Source organism: Hyphomonas sp. TMED31 (assembly GCF_002172815.1).
In the GTDB taxonomy this organism is placed as follows: domain Bacteria; phylum Pseudomonadota; class Alphaproteobacteria; order Caulobacterales; family Hyphomonadaceae; genus Hyphomonas; species Hyphomonas atlantica.
In genome coordinates this window covers 36,434-58,219 of record NZ_NHCK01000065.1, presented here as the reverse complement: position 1 = coordinate 58,219, position 21,786 = coordinate 36,434, and the positions used below count along the sequence as shown (strand labels likewise).

The following is a 21,786-nucleotide window of genomic DNA, read 5'->3' as shown; positions in this document are numbered from 1 at the left end:
AACGGACTTCCACCACCAAGCTCGCCGTTTTGGGCATAGGCGCAGCGTTTTTGCTGGCCGCCTGCGCATCATCCTCACGACCAGGGCCTCCCACCGGTCGAGACAAAGATGATCGCGCCCGCCCGGTGCCCTCACAACCGATGTCGGCTCCGCCCATCGCACTCCTGTTTGCTGGAATGGACACAAACCAGGATCACATAGTCACACTCTCAGAGGCTCAGCAGGGCACTGAGATGGAGTGGCTGTCAGTATCTGGAGCAAAGAGCGATTATAGGACCGCAATCGAGATGACCCAATGGTCAAGTACAGCACTTGGAGATCCGAACGCCTTACCCAATCCTATAGCATTCGACAGCAATTTGGACGGCCGCATCACCCCGCAGGAGTTCCGAACACGTCTAATCGACATATTCGAAACATTCGATAGGGACCACAACGGACACCTCACCCGCGCAGAGCTTTTGGCAGCTTCCGAAATCACAAATCGGATGGATCAACCGACACCTCAGGGTTCTAACCGCCGTGCACCTCCACCTCGCGGGCGGCAATAGGCATGAGAAATTCGGTACGGCGACAACCATTTGCGCCCGTAGAGGCGGCAAACGCCATCACGCCTTATCCCGCCGACCAATTTCTCGGCCTTGAGCAGAGCCTTGCCAGGCTATGGATCAATTCCGGCCTGATACGATCTGATCTGAAACGGGGTTTCGCAGGCCTTTCAGGAACCGCCACCGGCGCGCCACTTGATCTGAGACTTCAGTTCCTCTCAGCCTCAAACAGGCAAGCGCCGCTTGCAAATCATGCGATCCATATCTGGCACGCGGATGCCTCTGGGAAGTACTCTGTGTACAATAAACCGGATACAAATTACTTAAGGGGGATTGGCGTTACTGACACGAGTGGACGGGTACGATTTTCAACGGTGTTTCCCGGAACATATCGCGGGCGCATACCCCATATACATTTCGAGGTTTATCGAAACCTCGAAGCGCTTGAAGCAGGCGCTGAACGTATTATCAGGTCGCGATTGCTCTTTCCGGACCATATCACCCGGGCCGTGTACTCGGGATCCTCGTGCTATGTTGAAAGTCTTGCTTGCTACAAAGAGCTAAATTTTGAACGCCCGGTGACAGAACCTCGGCACGACCGCAGGTCTGTCCAAATGGCCAGCGTTACTTCCNGTGGAGCTGACACGCTACGNGCGAGCATGACCGCCTTCCTTTCGACATCAAAATGAAGACGGCGCAATGCATATGCGCCTCAACCTGAGCAATCGTCCCCTACAAGAATATCTGTGATGATCGGCTTCATCAGCTCAATGAATTGGGAGCGCTCCTGCTCCGGATGGCGCAGATTGCGGGCGGGAATTCCCGCAAACAGGCTNAAGAGCATTTCGGTTCGCATGATGGGCGTCCCAATACCGGCCTTTTCGAGAAGAGCGCAAAACTCCTCCCGAATTTCTCGGTCATATCGCTGCAATATCGCAGCGATCGAAGGATTGCGCTGCGCCTCAGCCAGAATCTCAAAATTCAAAACAGTTCGGAACGGTTCCTGGCTTTTTACAATAGCATCAATGACCAGGGGCGCGATCTGATCACGAATTTCTGCAGCGTTGAGATTCCGAAAGTCTTCCAGCTTGTCCCGCTGCCGCACCAGTTCCCGCTCCACGACGGCTTCGATGAGAGCCTCTTTGGAGGAAAAGTAGTGATAGAGGTGCCCGACGCTTATTCCGCAGGATTTCGCAATGCCCGAAATTCCCGCGCCATGAAATCCACTCTCAACGAACTGTACCTCNGCACAATCGAGGATTTCGGCAATCCTGGCCTCTCTCTTGGCGGCGGTCTTCGAAATCTGAATATCTGTCATGCGTTTATGCACCTAATTTACGTCATGCCCAATCTTGACTTGCTGCACCGCAGCACTAGATAGAGCGCTCATTCTATTTTTANAAGTGAGCCGACCGGCTCGTCAAGGAATCCCCATGAAACCTATAAGAAAAAGTCTTTCGGTTGCAGCCCTTGCCGTTGCGTTACTCGCGACGGCATGTGGTGACAGTGGGGAAACCACCGCGACACCGCAACCTGTNGCCCCCCGAGTTGAGACACTCACCGCGGAACTGACCACCGTTCCAAACGAGGTGGAACTCCCCGGTCGTGCACGCGCATACGCCGAGGCTGAGATTCGGCCGCAAGTTACAGGCATCATCAAGGAACGCCTCTTCAAGGAAGGCGACCTGGTCGAACGCGGNCAGGCCCTATATCAAATCGATGCCGCCGAATATGCAGCAGATGTAAGAAGCGCCGAAGCATCCTTGGCCCGCGCGCAAGCATCTTCCAAAGTCGCACATGAGACGGCTGCNCGTTTCGCTGAGCTCGCAAAGATCAACGCCGTCAGCCAGCAGGAATATGATCAGGCAATGGCCTCAGCCCAGGAAGCGGAGGCGGATATCGCGCTCCAAAGAGCAGCTTTGGACCGCGCNCGTATCGACCTTGCCCGTACAAAAATCTCATCTCCGATTGAAGGCCGCATNGGTCGCTCTTCCGTAACGCAGGGCGCGCTCGTCACACAAAACCAGACCGANGCCCTGGCCCGCGTNCTTCAGATNGACCCCATCTATGTGGACCTGACTGTTTCCAGCAACCGGGTACTCAGCGTTCGCCAGCAAATCGCTTCTGGAGAGGTGGCCTCTTCAGAACTCAACATGACACCAGTGAGCATCATTTTGAATGACGGCTCCATCTACCCGCTTCAGGGTACGCTTGAGTTCAGCGAAGTGAATGTTGATGAGAGTGCAGGCACGATTGCCGTGCGCGCAAATGTACCCAATCCGGATGGCATCCTCCTGCCCGGTATGTTCGTTCGCGCGAAGTTTGTTGCCGGCTCATACGAGAACGTCGTTACTCTCCCACAGTCCGTCGTATCGCGCACGCCGACAGGCCAGGCATCTGTCATGGTNCTGAAGGAAGACAACACGGTTGAACAGCGCCTCATCAAGGTTGAGGACTTTGATGGAAAATCCTGGATCGTGCTCGATGGATTGGAAGCGGGTGAAGAAGTCGTCNTCTCAAACCTGCAATCGGTTCAAGNNGGCATGACGGTAAACCCTGTNCGGGCAAATCCTCAGATNTCTGCCGCCCGCGAAACCCAAAGCGACCTGAACTAGAAACACCGGATACTCACTCATGGCCAAGTTTTTCATTGATCGCCCAGTGTTCGCCTGGGTGATTGCGATCATTATCATGCTTGCGGGCGGGATGGCGCTTCGGTCGCTTCCAGTCGCGCAGTATCCGGACATTGCTCCTACCACGGTAAGCATCAATGCGAGCTATCCCGGCGCCTCAGCCGAAGCCGTTGAGAATGCGGTAACNCANGTTATCGAACAGCAACTCACCGGGCTGGACGGACTGGACTATATTTCCTCTTCCTCAAGCTCGGACGGCGTTGCATCCATCACGCTTTCCTTCGAGCCCGGCACGGACCCTGACATTGCGCAAGTGCAGACACAGAACAAGATTTCCCTGGCCACACCTCTTCTGCCAGAGCAGGTTCAGCGTCAGGGCGTGACGGTCAGCAAGGCGAGCGGGGGCTTCCTGCTGGTAACGGCTGTCTACTCGCCAAACGAAACATTCAATCAGACGGATTTGGGCGACTATGTCCAATCGAACATCTACGACACGATCAGTCGTCTGGATGGTGTTGGGAATGTCCAGGTGTTCGGCTCCCAGTACGCAATGCGGGTTTGGCTCGAACCTGAAAAGCTCAATCAATACGGCCTGACGCCGTCTGAAGTCGTCCAAGCCATCGAGGCGCAGAACGCACAGATCGCCTCGGGTGCCCTCGGCGGCGCGCCCTCAGTACCCGGCCAGGAAATCAATGTGACGGTGACATTGCAATCGTTGCTGACGACACCAGAACAATTCCGCAATCTGCTTATCCGCACGACGTCAGCTGGCGGCTCTGTGAGACTGCAGGATGTAGCGCGAGTTGAATTGGGCGCACAGGACTACTCCTTCATCTCTCGCTTCAATGGCTATCCATCAACGGGATTCGCCGTCTCGCTTGCGACAGGCGCAAACGCGCTCGACACTGCCGAACGAGTGAAAGAAGCGATGGGCCACCTCGCGGAAGATTTCCCCGCAGATATGGAATACGTCTTCCCGGTGGATGCGACCCCCTTCATCGAGACCTCCATCCACGAAGTAGAAAAGACACTTTACGAAGCCATCGCACTGGTCTTCGTCGTTATCCTGATATTCCTTCAAAGCTTCCGCGCGTCATTGATCCCGATCATTGCCGTGCCTGTAGTGTTGTTGGGAACATTCGCCGTGCTGCTGGTATTCGGCATGTCCATCAACACGTTGACCATGTTCGCCATGGTGCTCGCTATCGGCTTGCTGGTTGATGACGCGATTGTCGTTGTCGAAAANGTTGAGCGCGTAATGCATGAGGATGGATTGTCGCCTTATGACGCCACCGTCAAATCCATGCAGCAAATCACCGGCGCACTTGTCGGAATTGCCGTCGTGCTCTCAGCCGTTTTCGTTCCAATGGCGTTTTTCCCCGGTTCAGCCGGGGTGATCTACCGCCAATTCTCAGTGACAATCGTGGCCGCCATGACCTTGTCGGTAATTGTAGCTGTCGTGCTGTCTCCAGCTCTCTGCGCCACGCTGCTCAAGCCTTCTCACGGGAATGGCAAGTCGTGGCTCATGGCTCCCGCGAATGCCTTCAATGCCGGATTNNACAAGCTGACCAGTGGCTATGAGGCGGCGGTCACCCGGATTGTGCGTCGGCGCTGGATCATGCTGGGCGTATTCGCAATAATCATCACCCTGACCGGCCTGATGTTTGTCCGCTTGCCCACCGCGTTCCTCCCAGACGAAGACCAGGGCACAATGATGACCATCGTTCAGCTACCGGAAAGCGCCACACTTGAACGCACAGCTTCCGTGCTTGACGAAGTTCGGGGCTATTATGCTGAAAACGAAAGTTCCAACATCAAGGGCCTCTTCACGGTCGCCGGCTTCAGCGTCGTNGGGGCNGGCCAAAACAATGGCATTGCCTTCGCAGCCATGAATGATTGGGAAGAGCGCCCCGGTGCCGAAAACACTGTACAAGCTATTGCGGGCCGCGCATTTGGAGGCCTCTCCCAAATCGATGAGGCAAACATCTTCCCGATTGTTCCGCCTCCCATTCAGGAAATGGGCAACTCCAGCGGATTTGACCTATACATCAAGAACACTGGCGGGCTGTCCCACGAGGAGTTCCTCAATGCACGCAATCAATTGCTCGGCATGGCCTCTCAAGACCCCCGCCTGATGGGTGTACGCCCGAACGGNAGTGATGATGGCCCACAATTCAACATGCATCTGGACTACCAGAAGTCTCAGGCCCTAGGTGTCTCGGTCGGGGACGCAACAAGTCTGCTGTCCATCGCTTTTGGTGGCACCTATGTGAACGACTTTCTGGATCGTGGACGGATCAAGCGCGTGTATGTCCAAGGCGATGCAGACGACCGCATGCAGCCAGACGATGTCTCGAACTGGTTCGCACGCAGCAATACAGGTGANATGGTTCCACTGGACGAAATCGTATCCGGCGAATGGAGCTATGGCTCTCCCCAATTGCAGCGCTTCAACGGCGTTTCCGCCATGAACATCCAGGGATCGCCAGCCCCNGGACAGAGCTCGGGAGCTTCGATGGANCTCATCGGCAGCCTGGTCGACCAGCTGCCGGGCGACATCACCTATGAATGGAGTGGCCTCAGCCGTCAGGAGCAACAAACCGGAAATCAGGCGACCATGCTNTATNTCATGTCTCTGCTTTTCGTATTCCTTTGCCTCGCGGCNCTCTATGAAAGCTGGACAGTGCCNATTTCGGTACTTCTCGTTGCACCGCTCGGCGTTACAGGNGCCGTCGCCTCGGCAAACCTGTTCGGTCTGGCAAACGATGTGTTCTTCCAGGTGGGACTGTTGATGACGGTCGGACTAGCCTCAAAAAACGCTATTCTGATTGTCGAATTCGCACGCACTCTCGAAGAAACCGGCAAGGAAGTCGTGTCTGCCACGATTGAAGCGGTCCGTCTTCGTATCCGCCCCGTGCTGATGACATCCCTGGCCTTCGGCTTCGGTGTACTGCCATTGGCGCTAAGCTCAGGTGCGGGATCTGAAAGTCGTAACGCGATGGGCTGGATCATGATTGGTGGCGTCATTGCCGCCATGACGTTCAGCCTGCTGTTTGCCCCCCTGTTTTATGTCATCGTTCGTCAGGTAACCATGCGCCTTCGCGGCCAGCGTCCTGCCAATACTGGAGAGACCGCATGACCCGCCACCACTATCTCGCCGCTTCCCTCAGCGCGCTGGTTCTCACAGGCTGTGTCAATATGGCGCCGGAATATGAGCGCCCCGTAGCCCCTGTTCCGGCGGAACTGCCGGTTGCTGATCCTTCCCAGGAAGGAGCCTCGACACTGACTTGGCAGCAGGTCGTCCAGTCCGAAGAGCTTCAGGAGCTGATCGCCTTGTCGCTTGAACAGAACCGCGACTTGAGAACGGTCGCCGCGACGGTTGAAGTGGCCCGCGCCAATCTCATCACCGCGCGATCGGGCTTCTGGCCGTCTTTCAATGGCTCAGGCAATGCGCAGATTGGCGACACTTTTGATGACAGCTCAGCGTACTCATCAGCGTTCAGCGACAGCACATCCGCGCAAATTGGTGTTTCCGCATGGGAGCTCGATTTCTTCGGGCGCATCCGCAACACGAATGACGCGGCANTGCAGACTTATCTCGCCAGCGTAGAAGGNGAACGCGCGACGAAGATCTCGCTCGTTGCATCCGTGGCTGAAGCCTGGCTGCAACTGGGTGCGGACAAGGAATTGTTGCGCCTTGCTCAACAAACCGCCGAGAGCCAGAAAGAAAGTCTGGAGCTCACTCAGGCACTCTTCGATGCCGGGACGGCCAGTGAGATTGACCTGCGACGTGCCTCCGCATCGGTTGCGTCTGCNCAGGCTCAGGCTGCTACATTCGAAGCGAATGTACGGCGAGACATCAATACGCTCCGTTATCTGGTTGGCACGGATCTGCCGCCGGCAATTGAGGCAAGCGTGGCGCTCTCACCTTCGCCGGTACAATTGAATTTGCCAGTCGGCCAATCATCCTCGGTTCTGTTGCGTCGTCCAGACGTTATCCAGGCTGAACGAACATTGCTCGCTGCAAACGCCAATATCGGCGCGGCACGCGCCGCCTATTTCCCGTCCGTATCCTTGTCTGGGGGTGTTGGGGTTGCGGGAGGCGACATTTCAGACCTGTTCGAAGGCGACTACGCGTCAGGTTGGACGTTTACGCCGAGCGTCTCAATCCCGATTTTCGATTTCGGCGCCCGGCAAGGAAACCTCGATGCCGCCCGAGCGAACGCTGACGCAGCCATCGCCACCTATGAAGGCGCTATCCAGCAGGCCTTCCGGGAGGTTGCCAACGCACTCGCGGTTTCAGAAACAATTTCGCACCGCCTGGATGCGCTTGAACAACTGGCGGAGGATACCAGCGTAACACTGAATCTGTCTCAGGAGCGGTTCAAGTCCGGGTTGGACGACTATCTGACCGTGCTCGACGCTCAGCGCGAAAATTATGACGCCCAACAGCAACTCATTCAGGCAAATCTGGACCATGGACTGAACAGCCTGGCGCTCTATCGGGCCTTGGCAGTTTGGGAAGAGCCAGCAGAAACCACACCAAGCGAATAGAATATTTTTCGGCAATAATTTTTCATCGCGAAACGATTCATACNAACTTACTGGACATCAGGGCATAAAACATACGATATCCGCGAAAATAGAGGTAACATCACCTGCCGGGAGTTGCGAGCATGCGGATTGGCGTTCCAAAGGAAATCAAGAATAACGAATTTCGGGTAGGCCTGACCCCGGAAAGCGTCAGCGAGTTTGTCGCGCGTGGACACACCGTTCTAGTCGAAACTCAGGCCGGCATGGGCATTGGCGCTGCAGACGATGCCTATCGCGCCGTTGGTGCTGACATCGCGGACACGGCGACAGATGTGTTTGCCAGCTCAGACATGATCATCAAGGTGAAGGAGCCCTTGGCACCGGAGCGCGCCATGCTTCGCGAAGGTCAGATCCTGTTCACTTACCTGCACCTCGCCCCGGATCCGGAACAGACCCAGGATCTGATGAAATCAGGCGCAGTTTGCATCGCCTATGAAACCGTCACGGATCGCACAGGCGGATTGCCCCTGTTGAANCCCATGAGCCAGGTGGCCGGTCGACTTGCNGTGCAGGCTGGCGCGTCTGCACTCGAAAAAGCCAANGGTGGCCGCGGCGTTCTGATCGGCGGTGTTCCGGGCGTGCGCGCGAGCCGTGTGGTCGTAATCGGAGGCGGTGTGGTTGGCTTCAACGCGGCTCAAATGGCCGTGGGCATGCATGCCGATGTGACCATTCTGGACCGCAACCCCGATGTGCTCGAACGCCTCGCGACGCATTTTGAAGCAGGCGCAAACACGGTCTACTCCACGCGCGCCACACTCGAGCAGGAAATCGCGCAAGCTGATCTCGTGATCGGCGCCGTGCTCGTACCCGGCTCTGCAGCGCCGAAGCTGATCACCCGCGAAATGCTTTCCATCATGCAGCCCGGCGCCGTCATGGTGGATGTCGCGATCGATCAGGGCGGCTGTTTTGAAACCTCAAAGCCAACGACACATGACGCCCCAACTTATGTGGTGGACGACATCGTGCACTATTGCGTCGCAAACATGCCAGGCGCTGTTGCCAGAACCTCTACCTATGCCCTCAACAATGCCACGCTTCCACATGCGCTGCGGATCGCTGACAAGGGCTGGAAAGAGGCATTGAGGTCAGACCCGCACCTGGCAGCGGGACTGAACGTATGGAACGGAAAGGTCACGTGCGAAGCGGTGGCGGAAAGCCTGAAGCTCGATCTGACGCCTTTGACCACAGCNCTGGCNTAGTTGCGACCACAGCGGGGTCAGCGACCAGTCAGTTGGCTCCGCAGCGCTTCACACCCGTCGGGCAGCGACGGCTCATAATGAGTGCNCTCAAACCCCNACACAGGCTGGAACAATCGCAAGCTGTTCGTCAGGAACACGCGGTCAGCAGCCAACACATCACTGCGCGATACCGACCTTTCGGACACTGCGAAACCGCCGATGCGGCCCTGCGCAAGGATCCAGTTTCGCATCACGCCGGGCAAGGCCCCATCGTTGACCGGCGGCGTCACGATGTTTCGACCTAGCTGCACGAAGACGTTCGCCGCCGTCGCACAAGACAGATTGCCGTCTGGCGAAAAGAAAAACGCATCTCCAAACCCAGAGGAGACTGCGGCACGTAGAGCAACTACATTGTCCGTATAAGACAAAGTCTTGNACCGCGAACCTATAGAGGTTGGATTGCGCAGAATCTCGCTCTCCTGGACNTGCACGGCGGGCAANGGCNCGCNAACATCATAGTCTGTCAAATTCGCCAAAATNGTCGCGCCACNNGNCACNTCTCCGGCNAGCCCTCTACCNCCCGCGCCTCTCGTGACNGTAACNCGCAGCGCTCCGGATGANTNGGGCGGGGCAGCCTGGTCCATCGCCTGCGCAACCTGAGAGCGCTGCAATGGGATGCCAAGAGCGACAGCGCCATCCAGAAGGCGATTTATATGAGCCTCTCGCAAAATAATCCGCCCACGAACCATCAAGGACGTATCAAACACCCCGTCTGCCAGCAACAGCCCCCGGTCCCTGACATCGAACGAAACGGAATGGACCGGACTGGATGATGGTTGAAACAAACTCATAGTTGAGGCCACGTCTTACTGATGCGTACGAAGTTGCCAATCAACTCCGCACCATATTCGGTCAGGATAGACTCTGGATGGAATTGGACACCGAAGAGCGGTTTCGAGATATGCGAAAGCGCCATAATCTCACCTTCAGCCGATACCGCGTCCACCACGAGGTCGTCGGGCAATTCATCAAACTGTGCGACGAGGGAATTGTACAGCCCCACCTCGTATGACCTTGGCAGCCCTTCAAACAATTTTCCACTCTGGACGGACAATTTTGTCGTGCGGCCATGCCTTGGATGATCCGCCCTGACAATCTTGCCGCCATACACTTGCGCAATCGTCTGGTGGCCGAGACACACTCCGAGAATCGGCAACGCATCACTGAAATGGCGCACGACATCGAGGCAAATTCCGGCCTCGTTCGGTGTACAGGGCCCCGGTGAGAGCACGAGCGCGTCTGGTTCCAGATCGGTTATCTCACTCAGCGTGACGCGGTCACTATCGATGACCGTCACGTCTGCGCCTGCACAGGTCACATACCTTGCCAGGTTGAACACAAAACTATCGCGATTGTTGAGAACAAGGATCATGACGAGTTCTCTTCGGCAAATAGCCCGGGCGCTATCCGCTCCGCCTTCAACTCCGACTCGGCAAGTTCACCTTGCGGATCCGACATCAGCGTAATGCCTCCCCCTGCCAGCAGCACGCTCTCCTCAGGAAGATGGTCTATAGAACGTATAAGGATGTTGAAATCCATCGCACCGTCAAAGCCGGCATATCCAACCGCTCCGCAATACGCGCCGCGCGGTCTTTGTTCCAGTTCGTCAATGATCTCCATGGCGCGCAATTTGGGCGCCCCTGTGATAGATCCGCCAGGAAACACTGCTGAGAACAAATCAACGCCGTCCTTGTCTTCGGCCAGATCACCTTCGATGGTCGAGACAAGATGGTGAAGATTGGAGAATGTCTCAAGCCTGCAGAGTGACGTAACCTTGACCGAATCTGGCGCACACACGACTGAAAGATCATTCCGCAGGAGGTCAGTAATCATTATATTCTCTGCACGATCCTTCTCGGACGCCAACAACTCGGCCTGAATGTTAGCGTCGACTTTCGGGTCTGATGCCCGCCGCATCGTCCCCTTGATCGGTTCTGCGACAACACGCCTATCAGCCGACACAGAGATCAATCGCTCCGGTGACGCGCTGGCCAGTATTCGCCCACCAAAATGGCCAAAAGCCGCGAACGGCGCAGGTGTTCGCTTTCGCATCTCGAGATAATTGGTGAACGCATCGTTGGCACCCAATTTTTCACTGATCCAATTTTGGGCAATGTTCGCCTGATAGATGTCGCCATCCAGTATGTATTCCTGTGTACGCTCAACCGCTTTCATGTAATCGATGGCCCGGTCAGGACGCGCCCACTTAATCGACGCCTCAGAGGTGGCTAGTCCGCCTGATCCCGAAAGGGCTGCCATTACTTTCGATATTCGCTCATCTGCGAGACCTTCGTTTTGGTCTTCATCAGAAGACGAGAGACCAGCGGACATAATCCAGGTCTTTCCCCGCACATGATCAAACGCCAAGAGCGTGTCGTACAAACTGAATTCCGCCAAATCAGATTGTGCAACATGGCGCGAATGGAACCGGCTATGGAAGAGTGGCGCGGCATCATAGGCCACATAGCCTGCTGCGCCGCCCTGAAACGGTGGTCCGCCAGAAATTCGGGTTCGAGGTCGTGCCGTCACCCACCGGCGCAACATATCCATGCTGGCAGCAAATTCAGTTTCGGTCGCCTGGGCGGTCAGGCGCATGGTCGAAACCGGCGCCACACAAAGATACGACCATCGCGACGATGGGTGATCCGGATCTGCACTATCCAGCCACAGCATGCCCGGCTCACGATGGAAGACAGCTGCAGCATGTGCAGGATCACATTGATCTAACAAAACGTAACGCATTCGGACCCAACTCAGAGATGAGAAACCTCCACAGATCAATAGAGTGCGCGACATAAAAGGCACGTAATGATCGCAGCAAATTCATGCGAATGACTTGCAAGAGCATTTCGGGCCGTGTTACGACGCCGGGCAACAGTGGCGCGCACCTCCCCACGCGACATCAATAGCGGATTCTGTCTCCATGAACTCTTCTCCTGCCGCCGCTGCCAAGCGGGCTTCCTTCAAGATGTTCGTCAAGCGTCAGGTGCGTACAATACATTGGATGTCTGGCGCGGTCTGTCTGGTCGGCATGATCCTGTTTGCGTCTACGGGGATCACTCTCAACCATGCAGGCATTCTGTCTGCGAAACCAAAAGTGGTTGAGGGAGAAGTCGTGCTGCCAGAGGAGATGGCACGCCAGCTTCAGGAGACTCTGGAAGACGGCACGCAATTGCCTTTGCCGAAAGAAGTGGCACGTTACCTGAAGTCTGAGACTGGCTTCGATTTGATCGGTCGCACCGGGGAGTGGACCGAGTACGACATCAACATCAGTATTGCCCGCCCCGGTGGCGATGCCTGGGTCAGCATCGATCGCGAAACAGGCGACGTCCTGTTCGAGAAGACCAATCGCGGCGTGGTTGCCTACCTCAACGACTTGCATAAGGGCCGCAACACGGGACTGGCCTGGACGTTATTTCTGGATCTGTTCGCGATTGGCGTGATCATTTTCAGCGCGACTGGTCTATGGCTACTGCAGATGCAGGCCGCTCGCCGTAACAGCACATGGCCATTGACAGCACTAGGCTTCGCCCTGCCCGTTATCCTTCTCCTGATCTTCGTTCACGCCTGAGGAATTTCACCTCAGCAGCGGCGCGCAGTTGACTCTTCTGCGGCAGAACAAATAATGAACATATGGAGCATGCACCACTTCCCCTGAAGGATGTTTTTCATCTGTCATCCCCCCGGGACCGGCCCAGTCTGGCCTTCCCCCTCGGGCTGGGGGATGCAGGCCTGCATGAAATCTGCGAAGCCTCGCATGGGGATTTCGCCGCCATGACGGGCTTTGCCCTCGCGGCCAGAGCGCATCGCAAAGGCCCGATTGTCTGGATCCGCCAAGCCGGCCTGAAACAGTCTCATGGTCTCCTCCTGCAAGCTGGCTATCGGGAGATCTCAACAAATATATCCCCCTGCCTGACAATCACGCCCCGCAAACTTTCCGAAACCCTCTGGGCGACTGAAGAAGCCATTCGCTCAGGTGTCGCAGCGCTTGTTATCGCAGAACTGGAAGACACCGACTTCACAGCATCTCGTCGCTTGGCATTGGCCGCCGGTCGCCACGGCGTGCCTGTGCTTCTGCTAATGCCTTACAGCCGTGATGGTGCCACCGCCGCCAGTGCCCGTTGGCGTATATCCCCCCGCCCGTCCTCCCCGAACCGTTACGACCCGAAAGCCCCCGGAGCGCTCCGCTGGAAGGCTGTGCTCGAACGGTCCCGCCAGGCCCCGCACATGGCCGGGCANTCCTTTGATCTGGAGCTTGATGATGAAACGCTATCTTTGCGTGTGGTGTCCGGATTGGCCGCTGACCCGGTTGCGACGCGCCCGTCGTGGGCACAGGACCGGATCGGCCCGTCCCANCTCCGACAAAGCGCCTGATCCCCACCAGCCCTTCGTGCTGCTGGAAAACGGCGCCAAGGGCCTGCGCGTAGCGGCCGCCAATGAACCTGCCCGACAATTGGGGGTTACAGAGGGACTGGCCTTTACAGACGCCCGCGCCCGCGCGCCCAATCTCGTCGCCGAGGATCTGGACCCCGTCGCCGATGCGAAGGCCCTCGCAGCCCTTGGTGACTGGATGATCCGATTGTCGCCACTTGTCGCGATTGATGGCACAGATGGACTCATCCTTGAAACAACGGGATGCGACCACCTCTATGGCGGTGAGCACGCCATGATGGAAATGCTTTCCAGCCTGTTGNAACGGAATGCCATTCCACACCAATTGGGTCTTGCCAGCACACCGGGTGCAGCCTCGGCCCTCTCCCGCGCTGCGCCGGGCACCTGCCTGAAGGAAGGCGAAGAACANGCTGGCCTTGCCGATCTGCCCGTCGCCGCCTTGCGCCTGTCTGCTGATGCCGAAACCCTGCTAAGACGGTTCGGGCTGACACGGATTGGCCAGCTCTACGGTATTGACCGCAAGGCGTTGGGACGGCGTTTTCAATCNCGATCCGCCGCCGATGCTGTGCTTCTCCGGCTCGATCAGGCCCTTGGCCTGCGCCATGAACCCCTTGCGCCTCTGCGTCCGATGCCACTCCGGTCAGCCCGGCTGAACTGTCCGGAGCCCATTGCCACCAGCGAAGCTATCAAAATCGGCCTTGAACAGCTAACACGGGAAGTGTGCGAAGCGCTCAGCGCCACAGGGATCGGCGCACGATGCTTCCTGCTTACGGCTTTCAGATCAGATGGCTCCCGGTCAGACATCGCTGTGAAAGCCGCCCGCCCTGTACGTGAGCCGAAGCATATTCTCCGCTTGTTCCGGGAGCGGATTGATACGATTGATCCAGGGTTTGGCATAGACCTCCTCCTGCTCGAAGCCCATCGCACCGATGCCATGGAAACCAGCCCCATGGCGCTGTCAGGCGATCTCGCCTCAACCGACATGGACGCCATCGCCTTGTCCGCCTTGGCCGACCGGATCGCAGCCCGGCTTGGAGAGGGGGCGGTCAGCCGGGTCCAGCCCCGCGAAAGCCACATGCCAGAGCGCGCCGAACCTCAGGCGCGATTTGACGGGAGCGCCCCGATTCCGGCCATACCCAGCCCGACTGCCGGGCCACGACCCATCCGCCTGCTACCCTCACCGGAACGGGTCACAGTTATGGCCGAAGTGCCTGACGGCCCGCCCTTGCGCTTCATCTGGCGACGCGTGCCGCGTACAGTAACCCGCGCCGACGGGCCAGAACGCATAGCACCAGAATGGTGGACTCATATCGCCGCCCCCCAAACTCCCCCCTCACTGGATGGGCAAGCCCGCCCCTGGCTAACCCCCAAAATGGATCCCCGCGCGGATGCCGCACAGATTGCCCATGTCCGCGCTGACCTCGAAGCCATGCTGGACGCCCCCTCCGAACCGGTAAAACTCCTGCCCCGCGCACGGGACTATTACCGTGTCGAGGACGCATCCGGACGACGATACTGGCTGTTCCGCGAAGGACTTTACGGAGATGGTCGCGGCGGACCACCGGAATGGTATGTCCACGGTCTTTTTGCATGACTGAGTACGCAGAACTCTCCGTCACAACGAACTTCTCATTTCTGCGTGGAGCTTCACACGCAGAGGAACTCGTCCTGACCGCCAAACAGCTCGGGCTCACAGCTGTCGGNGTTGCAGATCGCAATACGCTCGCGGGCGTCGTGCGGGCGCACATCGCAGCGAAAGAGGCTGGCCTACGCCTTCTCATCGGCGCGCGCCTTGTNNCAACCGATGGCCCGGAACTGATTTGNTACCCAACTGACCGGGCCGCTTATGGCCGGCTGTCACGTCTCCTTTCAGACGGAAAGCTGCGCGCGGAAAAGGGCGACTGCCTGATCACGCTGGACGATATTCTCGCACATGCAGACGGACAAGTATTCATCTTCCAGCCACCAGAACGGTTGGACACGACCTTTGCAGAGACACTGGAACGCTTCGCAGCGCATACGCCAGGCAATGTCTACGCTGCTGCAACCTANGCCTATCATGGCCGCAACCGTGAACGGATCGCTCGCATTGCCGATTTCTGCGCGCGCCANGGNGTNCCAATCNTTGCGACAAATGATGTCCTCTACCACACNCCGGAGCGACGCCCCCTGCAGGATGTTCTNACCTGCATCCGCACGCATTGCACCATCGAACAGGCTGGCTATCGGCTNGAGGCCCATGCGGAACGCCATCTGAAAAGTCCGGAAGAAATGGCGCGCCTGTTCAGAGGCTTTGAGCCTGCTTTGCGCCGCACCATCGAGATTGTGGATCGCTGTCAGTTCAGCCTCGATGAATTGGCCTATGAATATCCTGATGAGCCCGTGCCTGCCGGAAAGACCCCACAGGAACACCTGACTGACCTTACCTGGAGCGGCGCACATTGGCGCTACCCAGAGGGCGTTCCCGGCAAGGTCAGCGCCGCCCTCAACAAGGAACTCGCCCTGATCGAGGAGCTGGACTATGCACGCTATTTCCTGACCGTACACGACATAGTTGCNTGGGCNCGCGANCAAGGCATTCTCTGTCAGGGGCGTGGCTCGGCCGCGAACTCGGCAGTCTGCTATTGTATCGGGATCACGAATGTCGATCCGGCCCTGACCAGCCTTCTGTTTGAACGTTTTCTCTCCAGAGAGCGCAAGGAGCCGCCAGACATCGATGTCGACTTCGAGCATGAGCGCCGCGAGGAAGTCATCCAGCATGTCTACAAGCGCTATGGCCGTCACAAGGCTGCGNTGACAGCAACNGTGATTTCCTATCGNCCCCGTTCTGCTGTTCGCGAGGTCTGCAAGGCACTTGGCCTGACCGAAGATGTTTCTTCTGCACTTGCCGGAACGGTCTGGGGCAGTTGGGGCAGCGCCATCAATCCGAACCAGATCCGGCAGGCCGGACTGGACCCGGCCAATCCCATGATCCGCCGCGCCATCCTGCTGACCCAGCAATTGATTGGCTTCCCTCGNCATTTGTCTCAACATGTTGGCGGCTTTGTCCTGACACGCGGGCCGCTGGTCGAGACAGTCCCTATAGGGAATGCCGCGATGGATGAGCGCACATTCATTGAATGGGACAAGGACGANATCAATGCACTCGGCATCATGAAGGTGGACGTGCTCGCGCTCGGCATGCTCACCTGTATCCGCAAGGCATTTGACCTGCTTCAATTGCACAAGGGGCTGGAGTTCTCGCTCGCCACCATTCCGCAAGATGATGTGGCGACCTATGACATGCTTTGCGAAGGCGACAGTCTGGGAGTCTTCCAGGTAGAAAGCCGGGCACAGATGAATATGTTGCCGCGNCTTCGCCCNCGCACNTTNTATGATCTCGTCATCGAAGTCGCCATNGTGCGGCCNGGCCCCATTCAGGGGGATATGGTCCACCCTTATCTGCGCCGCCGCAAAGGGCTGGAAACNGTAACCTACCCGTCTCCAGCGCCAGAGCATGGCCCCCCAGATGAACTGGAACGCATCCTCAGCCGAACATTGGGCGTGCCCCTGTTTCAGGAACAAGCCATGCAGATCGCCATGGATGCCGCGAAATTTTCAGCCGACGAAGCCAATGGCCTGCGCCGCGCAATGGCCACTTTCCGAAAAGTCGGCACGATTGGAAACTATCAGGACATGATGGTCGGTCGCATGATTGAGCGGGGATATGATTCCGCCTTTGCTGCACGTTGCTTTGATCAGGTCAAAGGGTTTGGCGAATATGGCTTCCCGGAAAGCCATGCAGCCTCCTTCGCACACCTCGTTTATGTATCCAGCTGGCTTAAATGTCACCACCCGGATGTTTTCTGCGTTGCGCTGCTGAATAGCCAACCCATGGGGTTTTATGCTCCGGCCCAGATCGTTCGGGATGCGCGGGAGCATGGCGTGGAGATACGCCCTGTCGATGTGAATCTGTCAGACTGGGACAATACGCTGGAGCCTGCCGAGGGCAAGTATTGCGCGGTTCGCCTCGGCTTCCGTCAAGTTGACGGCCTGCGCGAAGACGAGATGGAAGCGCTGATGGTGGCGCGGGGACATGGCTATGACCGGCCGGACGACATACGCCGCCGCGCGCGCGTCAGCCGTCGATCATTGGAGTTGTTGGCAGCGGCGGACGCCTTCGGCTCCATGCAGCTCAGTCGGCGCGAAGCCCTGTGGAGTGTACGCGGCGAGGCCAGCGGCAACACACTGCCCCTTTTTGCAGCTGCGGACGCTGCTGAGCAGGGCCAGGAACAAGCCCCTCAATTGCCCATCATGCCTGCGTCAGAACAGGTTTTGCAGGACTATCAAACCACGCGTCTCTCTCTCAAGGATCACCCGATGTCTTTCCTTCGCGAAGCCTATGAGCGGATGGGCGCTGTTTCGACACGCGAGGCCTGTAGCCTGGCAAATGGCGCGCGCGTCCAGACAGCCGGCGTCGTACTGGTTCGCCAGCGCCCCGGCTCAGCCAGCGGTGTCTGCTTCATTACAATTGAAGACGAAACAGGCATCGCCAACCTCGTCGTATGGCCAAACGTATTCGAGCGATTCCGTTCTGTGGTGATGGGCGCGCGCATCCTGCTGGTGAAGGGGCGGGTCCAGACCGCAGACAATGTTACCCATATAGTCGCAAATCAGTTGATCGACCGAACCGGAGATTTGGCCTGCTTGTCTGAAGACGCGCATCAAGACCCGCTGAAGCAGGCCCTTGATCGCGCCGATGAGGTCACCCGCCCCATTCCGGAGCGCAAGGGTCCGCCACCCCAGCGCTCAGGCGGACGCCACCCGCGCAACGTCCGGGTCATTCCTCGAAGCAGGGATTTCCACTGACAGGGCCTGAAAGAAGCCCCCATCAATTGACATATCATTATACCCTTTTACCGTGGTGGAAAATCTACGGAGCCTCCCGCCATGAATCAAACCGCCCAGCACTTTCCCTTACTCGCGCGCGGCTGTGGCAGCTGGACAGGAACCTACACCCACATAACTCCGGAAGGTGACGTGCTAGACCGGCACCAGGTCGACACGCATTCGTCTTTTCCGCTCGAAGCAGATGCAGACTTCGTTCTCGATATCCGCAACACCTGGAGCGATGGACGGGAGACACGCATAACACTGAAGGCAGATCACAGGAACAATCGCCTGGAATGGCAAGATCGCCTCGACGGCTGGATGGAAGAGGTCGACGATCGGACAGTGTATCTCAACTTCACCTATGCAGATGACCCCTCCATTCGAGTTTGTGAGATGATCCAGATCAGTGAAGACGGCCAAAGCCGCGCTCGCACATGGCACTGGTTCAAAGATGACAAGCTCTTCAAGATCACGCTGACAAACGAAACGCGCTCCACATTATAGTCCGATCAAGGATCTGGTTTCATGACCTCCCCAAGTCAAACCCCGAAAACTCTCCGCATTCACGGGCCCATCATCTCGTCGAGCGACGTAGAACGACACATTGCACTCTTCGCCGCATTCGGCCTTGAGGAAATTGGTCGTCTGGAACGGACCGCACCGGAAACCTCCGAAATCTGGGGAACACAGGATCAGGAAAGTCTGGAAGTCACGCTTCAAACGCCCGGAACGCAATTTGGCGTCAGGCTCATCCAATTTTCCCCCGGTACGGATTTCCAGATCCGGAACCCGGCGCGTGGTTCCGATAGCAATGCCCTGAAAGTGATCGACTTTTACGCACCTGATCTTGATGCGGCCATGGCTGAAATCGAAAAATCCGGATTCCGCTTCAAAGCAGAAGTCGCAGACTATGACACACCAGAAGGACGCTTCCGTGAAGCGCACCTGTGGGGACCGGACGGAGTTGTTTGCGCACTTATCAGCGGTGATCCTGACAGGTTTGAATCCCTTGCGACGGTTCGTGACAGACTTGTCAGCGAGCCCCAAAGCATTTCCGGCCCCGTGCAGGACCAAGAGCCCACATTATCCTTTCTGGAAGACGCGTTCGGCTTGGAGGTGATTCATCGATACGGACTTGACGATGAGAGCTTTGACGCACTTGTCGGCAGTGCGGATTCCATGAAGCTAAGAGCCTGGAATGTTGGCACAAAGACCAGTGAGCCGTACTTTGGGATCATAAACTATGGTTTGCCCGCGGGNTCNCANACNTCCGTGTTCGAAACGGCCCGGCCTCCNGCTCGTGGNCTATTGGGCGCCACGCTATTCGTGGAGGATATNGCTCCNGTCTCCAACCNTGCAAAGGTTGAAGNTGTTGAACANAACCTTCCCGGCATCGGACGCTGCAAGTCAGTAACCNTACAGGGGCCAAACGGCGCATGGTTCCAGGCTCTTGAGACGAAAGAATAGCGCCCTCAAGCCGCCTCAGTCTCAGAGGCGCGCACGCTGCGGGGTAGCTCCACGAACGAGCCGACTGCCCTGAACACGAACAATGCGCCAATGACAACAAGGCCAACAGACACGCCAACCGCGTATGGATTTGACCACACCAGTTCGCCGCGAATGAGATGGATCGCCGGCGCGGCCAGCATGGCAAGACCAGCGCCCCCTCTGTAAAGTCGCCCTGCTTTCGCTGCCGTCAGCCATACGCAGGCGGCTGCGGCCAACAGGATCGACCCAAGCCAGTAGACCGCGATCAGCATGGCAACACCTATACCCATCAAGCTGGCTGTGAGCGTCACAGGCAGCATTGCGGTGCTCCCCCATATCCAGCCGCTCCACATCGCCTCAAGCCGAGGGGCCGAGCGTCCCTTTTCCCGACGTTTGAGGAAATAGATATTCAAGCCCGTCGCAACGATGATGCACAGCATGATCCCCAGACCAAAGTAAGCCGCCTTGATCCAGAGGCCACCATAGTCGCCAAAGTGCAATTTATACATCGACAGCGCGATCTGCTGCCCTGCCGGACCATCAGAATTGTGACCGGTTGCGAGCAATTCGCCATCTGTTGAGTAAGTGTATGTCTCTCCATAAATCAGGCGGTCGGTTTCGTCGCTATAGAACTGGATGTGCTGGCTCTTCTGTCCAGGTTCATGCACCACGATCAGAAACGGATTGGCATCGACGACATCGCGCGACAGATTGATCATCGCCGTGTCCACGCCCGTCAGCGGCACGGGTGTTTCATCCGGCTCAAGCACCTCGCCGCCAAAGATGGCTTCGCTCAACTTGCTGGTATCACCGCCATAATTTGTCTGCGCGAACACGAGCGCCGCCACTCCGAACAAACCGATCATCGCTCCAGTTCCGGCCACGGCCACCAGGAAAGGTGTCGTCCAGACGCTCAACCGATTGTGCAAATCCACTTGCGCCAGCCNCGCCTGNCCTGANCGCTTGAACCGGAACGCATCCCTGAAAATGCGTGGATGCGCCANCAGGCCAGANATGGCCATAGAGACGAGCATCACGCCAAATATCGCTACGATTATGATGCCAAANCTGTGNGGCATGGTGAGATANTAATGAAGCTCGATCAGGAATTCGTTCCACGGCGCTTCCAGCTTTGCAACAAACGTCCCGGNCTCACTCACGGCGTAAGACCCGTTGTCGCCGCCCACGACATAGCGCGGCCAATCCTCACGAGGGAGATATACGTACAAATGGGTCGTATCCGGATCGCGCTTCAGCAATTCATCGGCGGAAGACTGCACGATTGCAGGATCAACCGAATGTACGACCGGCGTGTTCGCTTGCTCCCACCACTCGATTTCGTCTTCAAAGACCGCGACCGTTCCGCTGAGGCACAGAACGAACAGCAATGCGCTAATTACCANCCCCATNACAGAGTGCGCAGACAAGGCAGAGTCCACACGTGCGCTGGAAGATTTTGGCCAGATCGTTTTTGCCATGAGCTTGTCCCGACGAATTAAATGAAAGCTGCAGCCAATGCGACTGCACACGCGCCAAGCGCATAGAGGGTCCGACGCAGTTTACGCTGTTCCATCAACAACAATGTACTCAGCAANGCCCATGCAACCAGGCTGAATAGAAACGCNCCGACNGCTGCGTTTGCNGGATTGCCCGTTTCCGGAACCGTGACGCGCAACAGCGCGCCTCCTGCATAAAATGAGATCACGCCCGCGACAGGTCCTGCAAGCAGGAACGTCCAGATACCCGAACCGACGGCTGTTGCTTTTTGGACAATTGATGCGGCCTGTGGGGGCGTGTTTTCAATCGTTCTGATGCGTATTGGCGCATGCATTCCATTAGTGCCCAACAAGCCCGGCCAGGTAATCAGTCCCGCGACGACCAGCATCAAAATGGATGCGATCTGCGCAACACCTCGATCCATGTTCACCATGAACCAGACAAGGAGGCTCGAAAGCACGAGAGCCCAACCGACCACAAGCATCNCCGGACGCCCCGGCTTGCGCCACACTGAGTAGAGAAGCG

General features: G+C 57.4%; 11 protein-coding genes. 8 read left to right on the top strand and 3 right to left on the bottom strand.

Features of this window, described 5'->3' with window-relative positions; all coding sequences use genetic code 11:
- Positions 1–1,981 precede the first annotated feature (1,981 nt).
- The 4 genes from CBB91_RS10155 to ald all read left to right on the top strand — a co-directional run bounded on the left by CBB91_RS10155 (position 1,982) and on the right by ald (position 8,973).
- Positions 1,982–3,163 (top strand): efflux RND transporter periplasmic adaptor subunit, encoded by a 1,182-nt coding sequence (locus tag CBB91_RS10155; protein ID WP_273013943.1) that lies wholly within the window; start codon positions 1,982–1,984, stop codon positions 3,161–3,163.
- A 19-nt stretch (positions 3,164–3,182) separates the two neighbouring features.
- On the top strand, positions 3,183–6,320 hold the full coding sequence (locus CBB91_RS10150; protein WP_273013942.1) for an efflux RND transporter permease subunit: 3,138 nt from the start codon (positions 3,183–3,185) through the stop codon (positions 6,318–6,320).
- A complete protein-coding gene (locus tag CBB91_RS10145; protein WP_273013941.1) occupies positions 6,317–7,735 on the top strand; it encodes a TolC family protein in 1,419 nt (472 codons plus the stop codon). The genes CBB91_RS10150 and CBB91_RS10145 overlap by 4 nt, the downstream gene beginning before the upstream one ends.
- A 122-nt stretch (positions 7,736–7,857) precedes the next feature.
- Positions 7,858–8,973: an alanine dehydrogenase gene (gene ald, locus CBB91_RS10140; protein WP_273013940.1), complete on the top strand. Its 1,116-nt coding sequence runs from the start codon at positions 7,858–7,860 to the stop codon at positions 8,971–8,973.
- Between the two features lie 826 nt (positions 8,974–9,799).
- Here ald and CBB91_RS10135 read toward each other — a convergent pair.
- Positions 9,800–10,384, bottom strand: a complete 585-nt coding sequence (locus CBB91_RS10135; protein ID WP_273013939.1) for an aminodeoxychorismate/anthranilate synthase component II — start codon at positions 10,382–10,384, stop codon at positions 9,800–9,802.
- Positions 10,381–11,754 carry an anthranilate synthase component I family protein gene (locus CBB91_RS10130; RefSeq protein WP_273013938.1) on the bottom strand — a complete coding sequence of 458 codons (1,374 nt, stop codon included), beginning with the start codon at positions 11,752–11,754 and terminating at the stop codon, positions 10,381–10,383. The genes CBB91_RS10135 and CBB91_RS10130 overlap by 4 nt, the downstream gene beginning before the upstream one ends.
- A gap of 181 nt (positions 11,755–11,935) precedes the next feature.
- On the opposite strand from CBB91_RS10130, the gene CBB91_RS10125 reads away from it, so the two are divergent.
- From CBB91_RS10125 to CBB91_RS10110, 4 genes are all read left to right on the top strand, one after another.
- The gene (locus tag CBB91_RS10125) at positions 11,936–12,583 is read left to right on the top strand and encodes a PepSY-associated TM helix domain-containing protein (protein ID WP_273013937.1); all 648 of its coding nucleotides are present in this window, start codon (positions 11,936–11,938) and stop codon (positions 12,581–12,583) included.
- 819 nt (positions 12,584–13,402) lie between these two features.
- Positions 13,403–14,998, top strand: coding sequence for a DNA polymerase Y family protein (locus tag CBB91_RS10120; RefSeq protein ID WP_273013936.1), 1,596 nt, complete (start codon positions 13,403–13,405; stop codon positions 14,996–14,998).
- The gene (locus CBB91_RS10115) at positions 14,995–18,252 is read left to right on the top strand and encodes an error-prone DNA polymerase (protein WP_273013935.1); all 3,258 of its coding nucleotides are present in this window, start codon (positions 14,995–14,997) and stop codon (positions 18,250–18,252) included. Before CBB91_RS10120 ends, CBB91_RS10115 begins: the two co-directional genes overlap by 4 nt.
- 81 nt (positions 18,253–18,333) lie before the next feature.
- A complete protein-coding gene (locus CBB91_RS10110) occupies positions 18,334–18,780 on the top strand; it encodes a DUF3598 domain-containing protein (RefSeq protein WP_273013934.1) in 447 nt (148 codons plus the stop codon).
- A 968-nt stretch (positions 18,781–19,748) separates the two neighbouring features.
- On the opposite strand, the gene CBB91_RS10105 is transcribed toward CBB91_RS10110, so the two are convergent.
- Positions 19,749–21,242 (bottom strand): PepSY-associated TM helix domain-containing protein, encoded by a 1,494-nt coding sequence (locus tag CBB91_RS10105; RefSeq protein ID WP_273013933.1) that lies wholly within the window; start codon positions 21,240–21,242, stop codon positions 19,749–19,751.
- Between the last annotated feature and the right edge of the window lie 544 nt (positions 21,243–21,786).

Excerpts from the sequence above, each read along its gene's own strand:
- CBB91_RS10130 (WP_273013938.1), bottom strand. The coding sequence starts at position 11,754 with ATGCGTTACGTTTTGTTAGATCAATGTGATCCTGCACATGCTGCAGCT.
- CBB91_RS10110 (WP_273013934.1), top strand. The coding sequence starts at position 18,334 with ATGAATCAAACCGCCCAGCACTTTCCCTTACTCGCGCGCGGCTGTGGC.
- CBB91_RS10135 (WP_273013939.1), bottom strand. The coding sequence starts at position 10,384 with ATGATCCTTGTTCTCAACAATCGCGATAGTTTTGTGTTCAACCTGGCA.
- CBB91_RS10125 (WP_273013937.1), top strand. The coding sequence starts at position 11,936 with ATGAACTCTTCTCCTGCCGCCGCTGCCAAGCGGGCTTCCTTCAAGATG.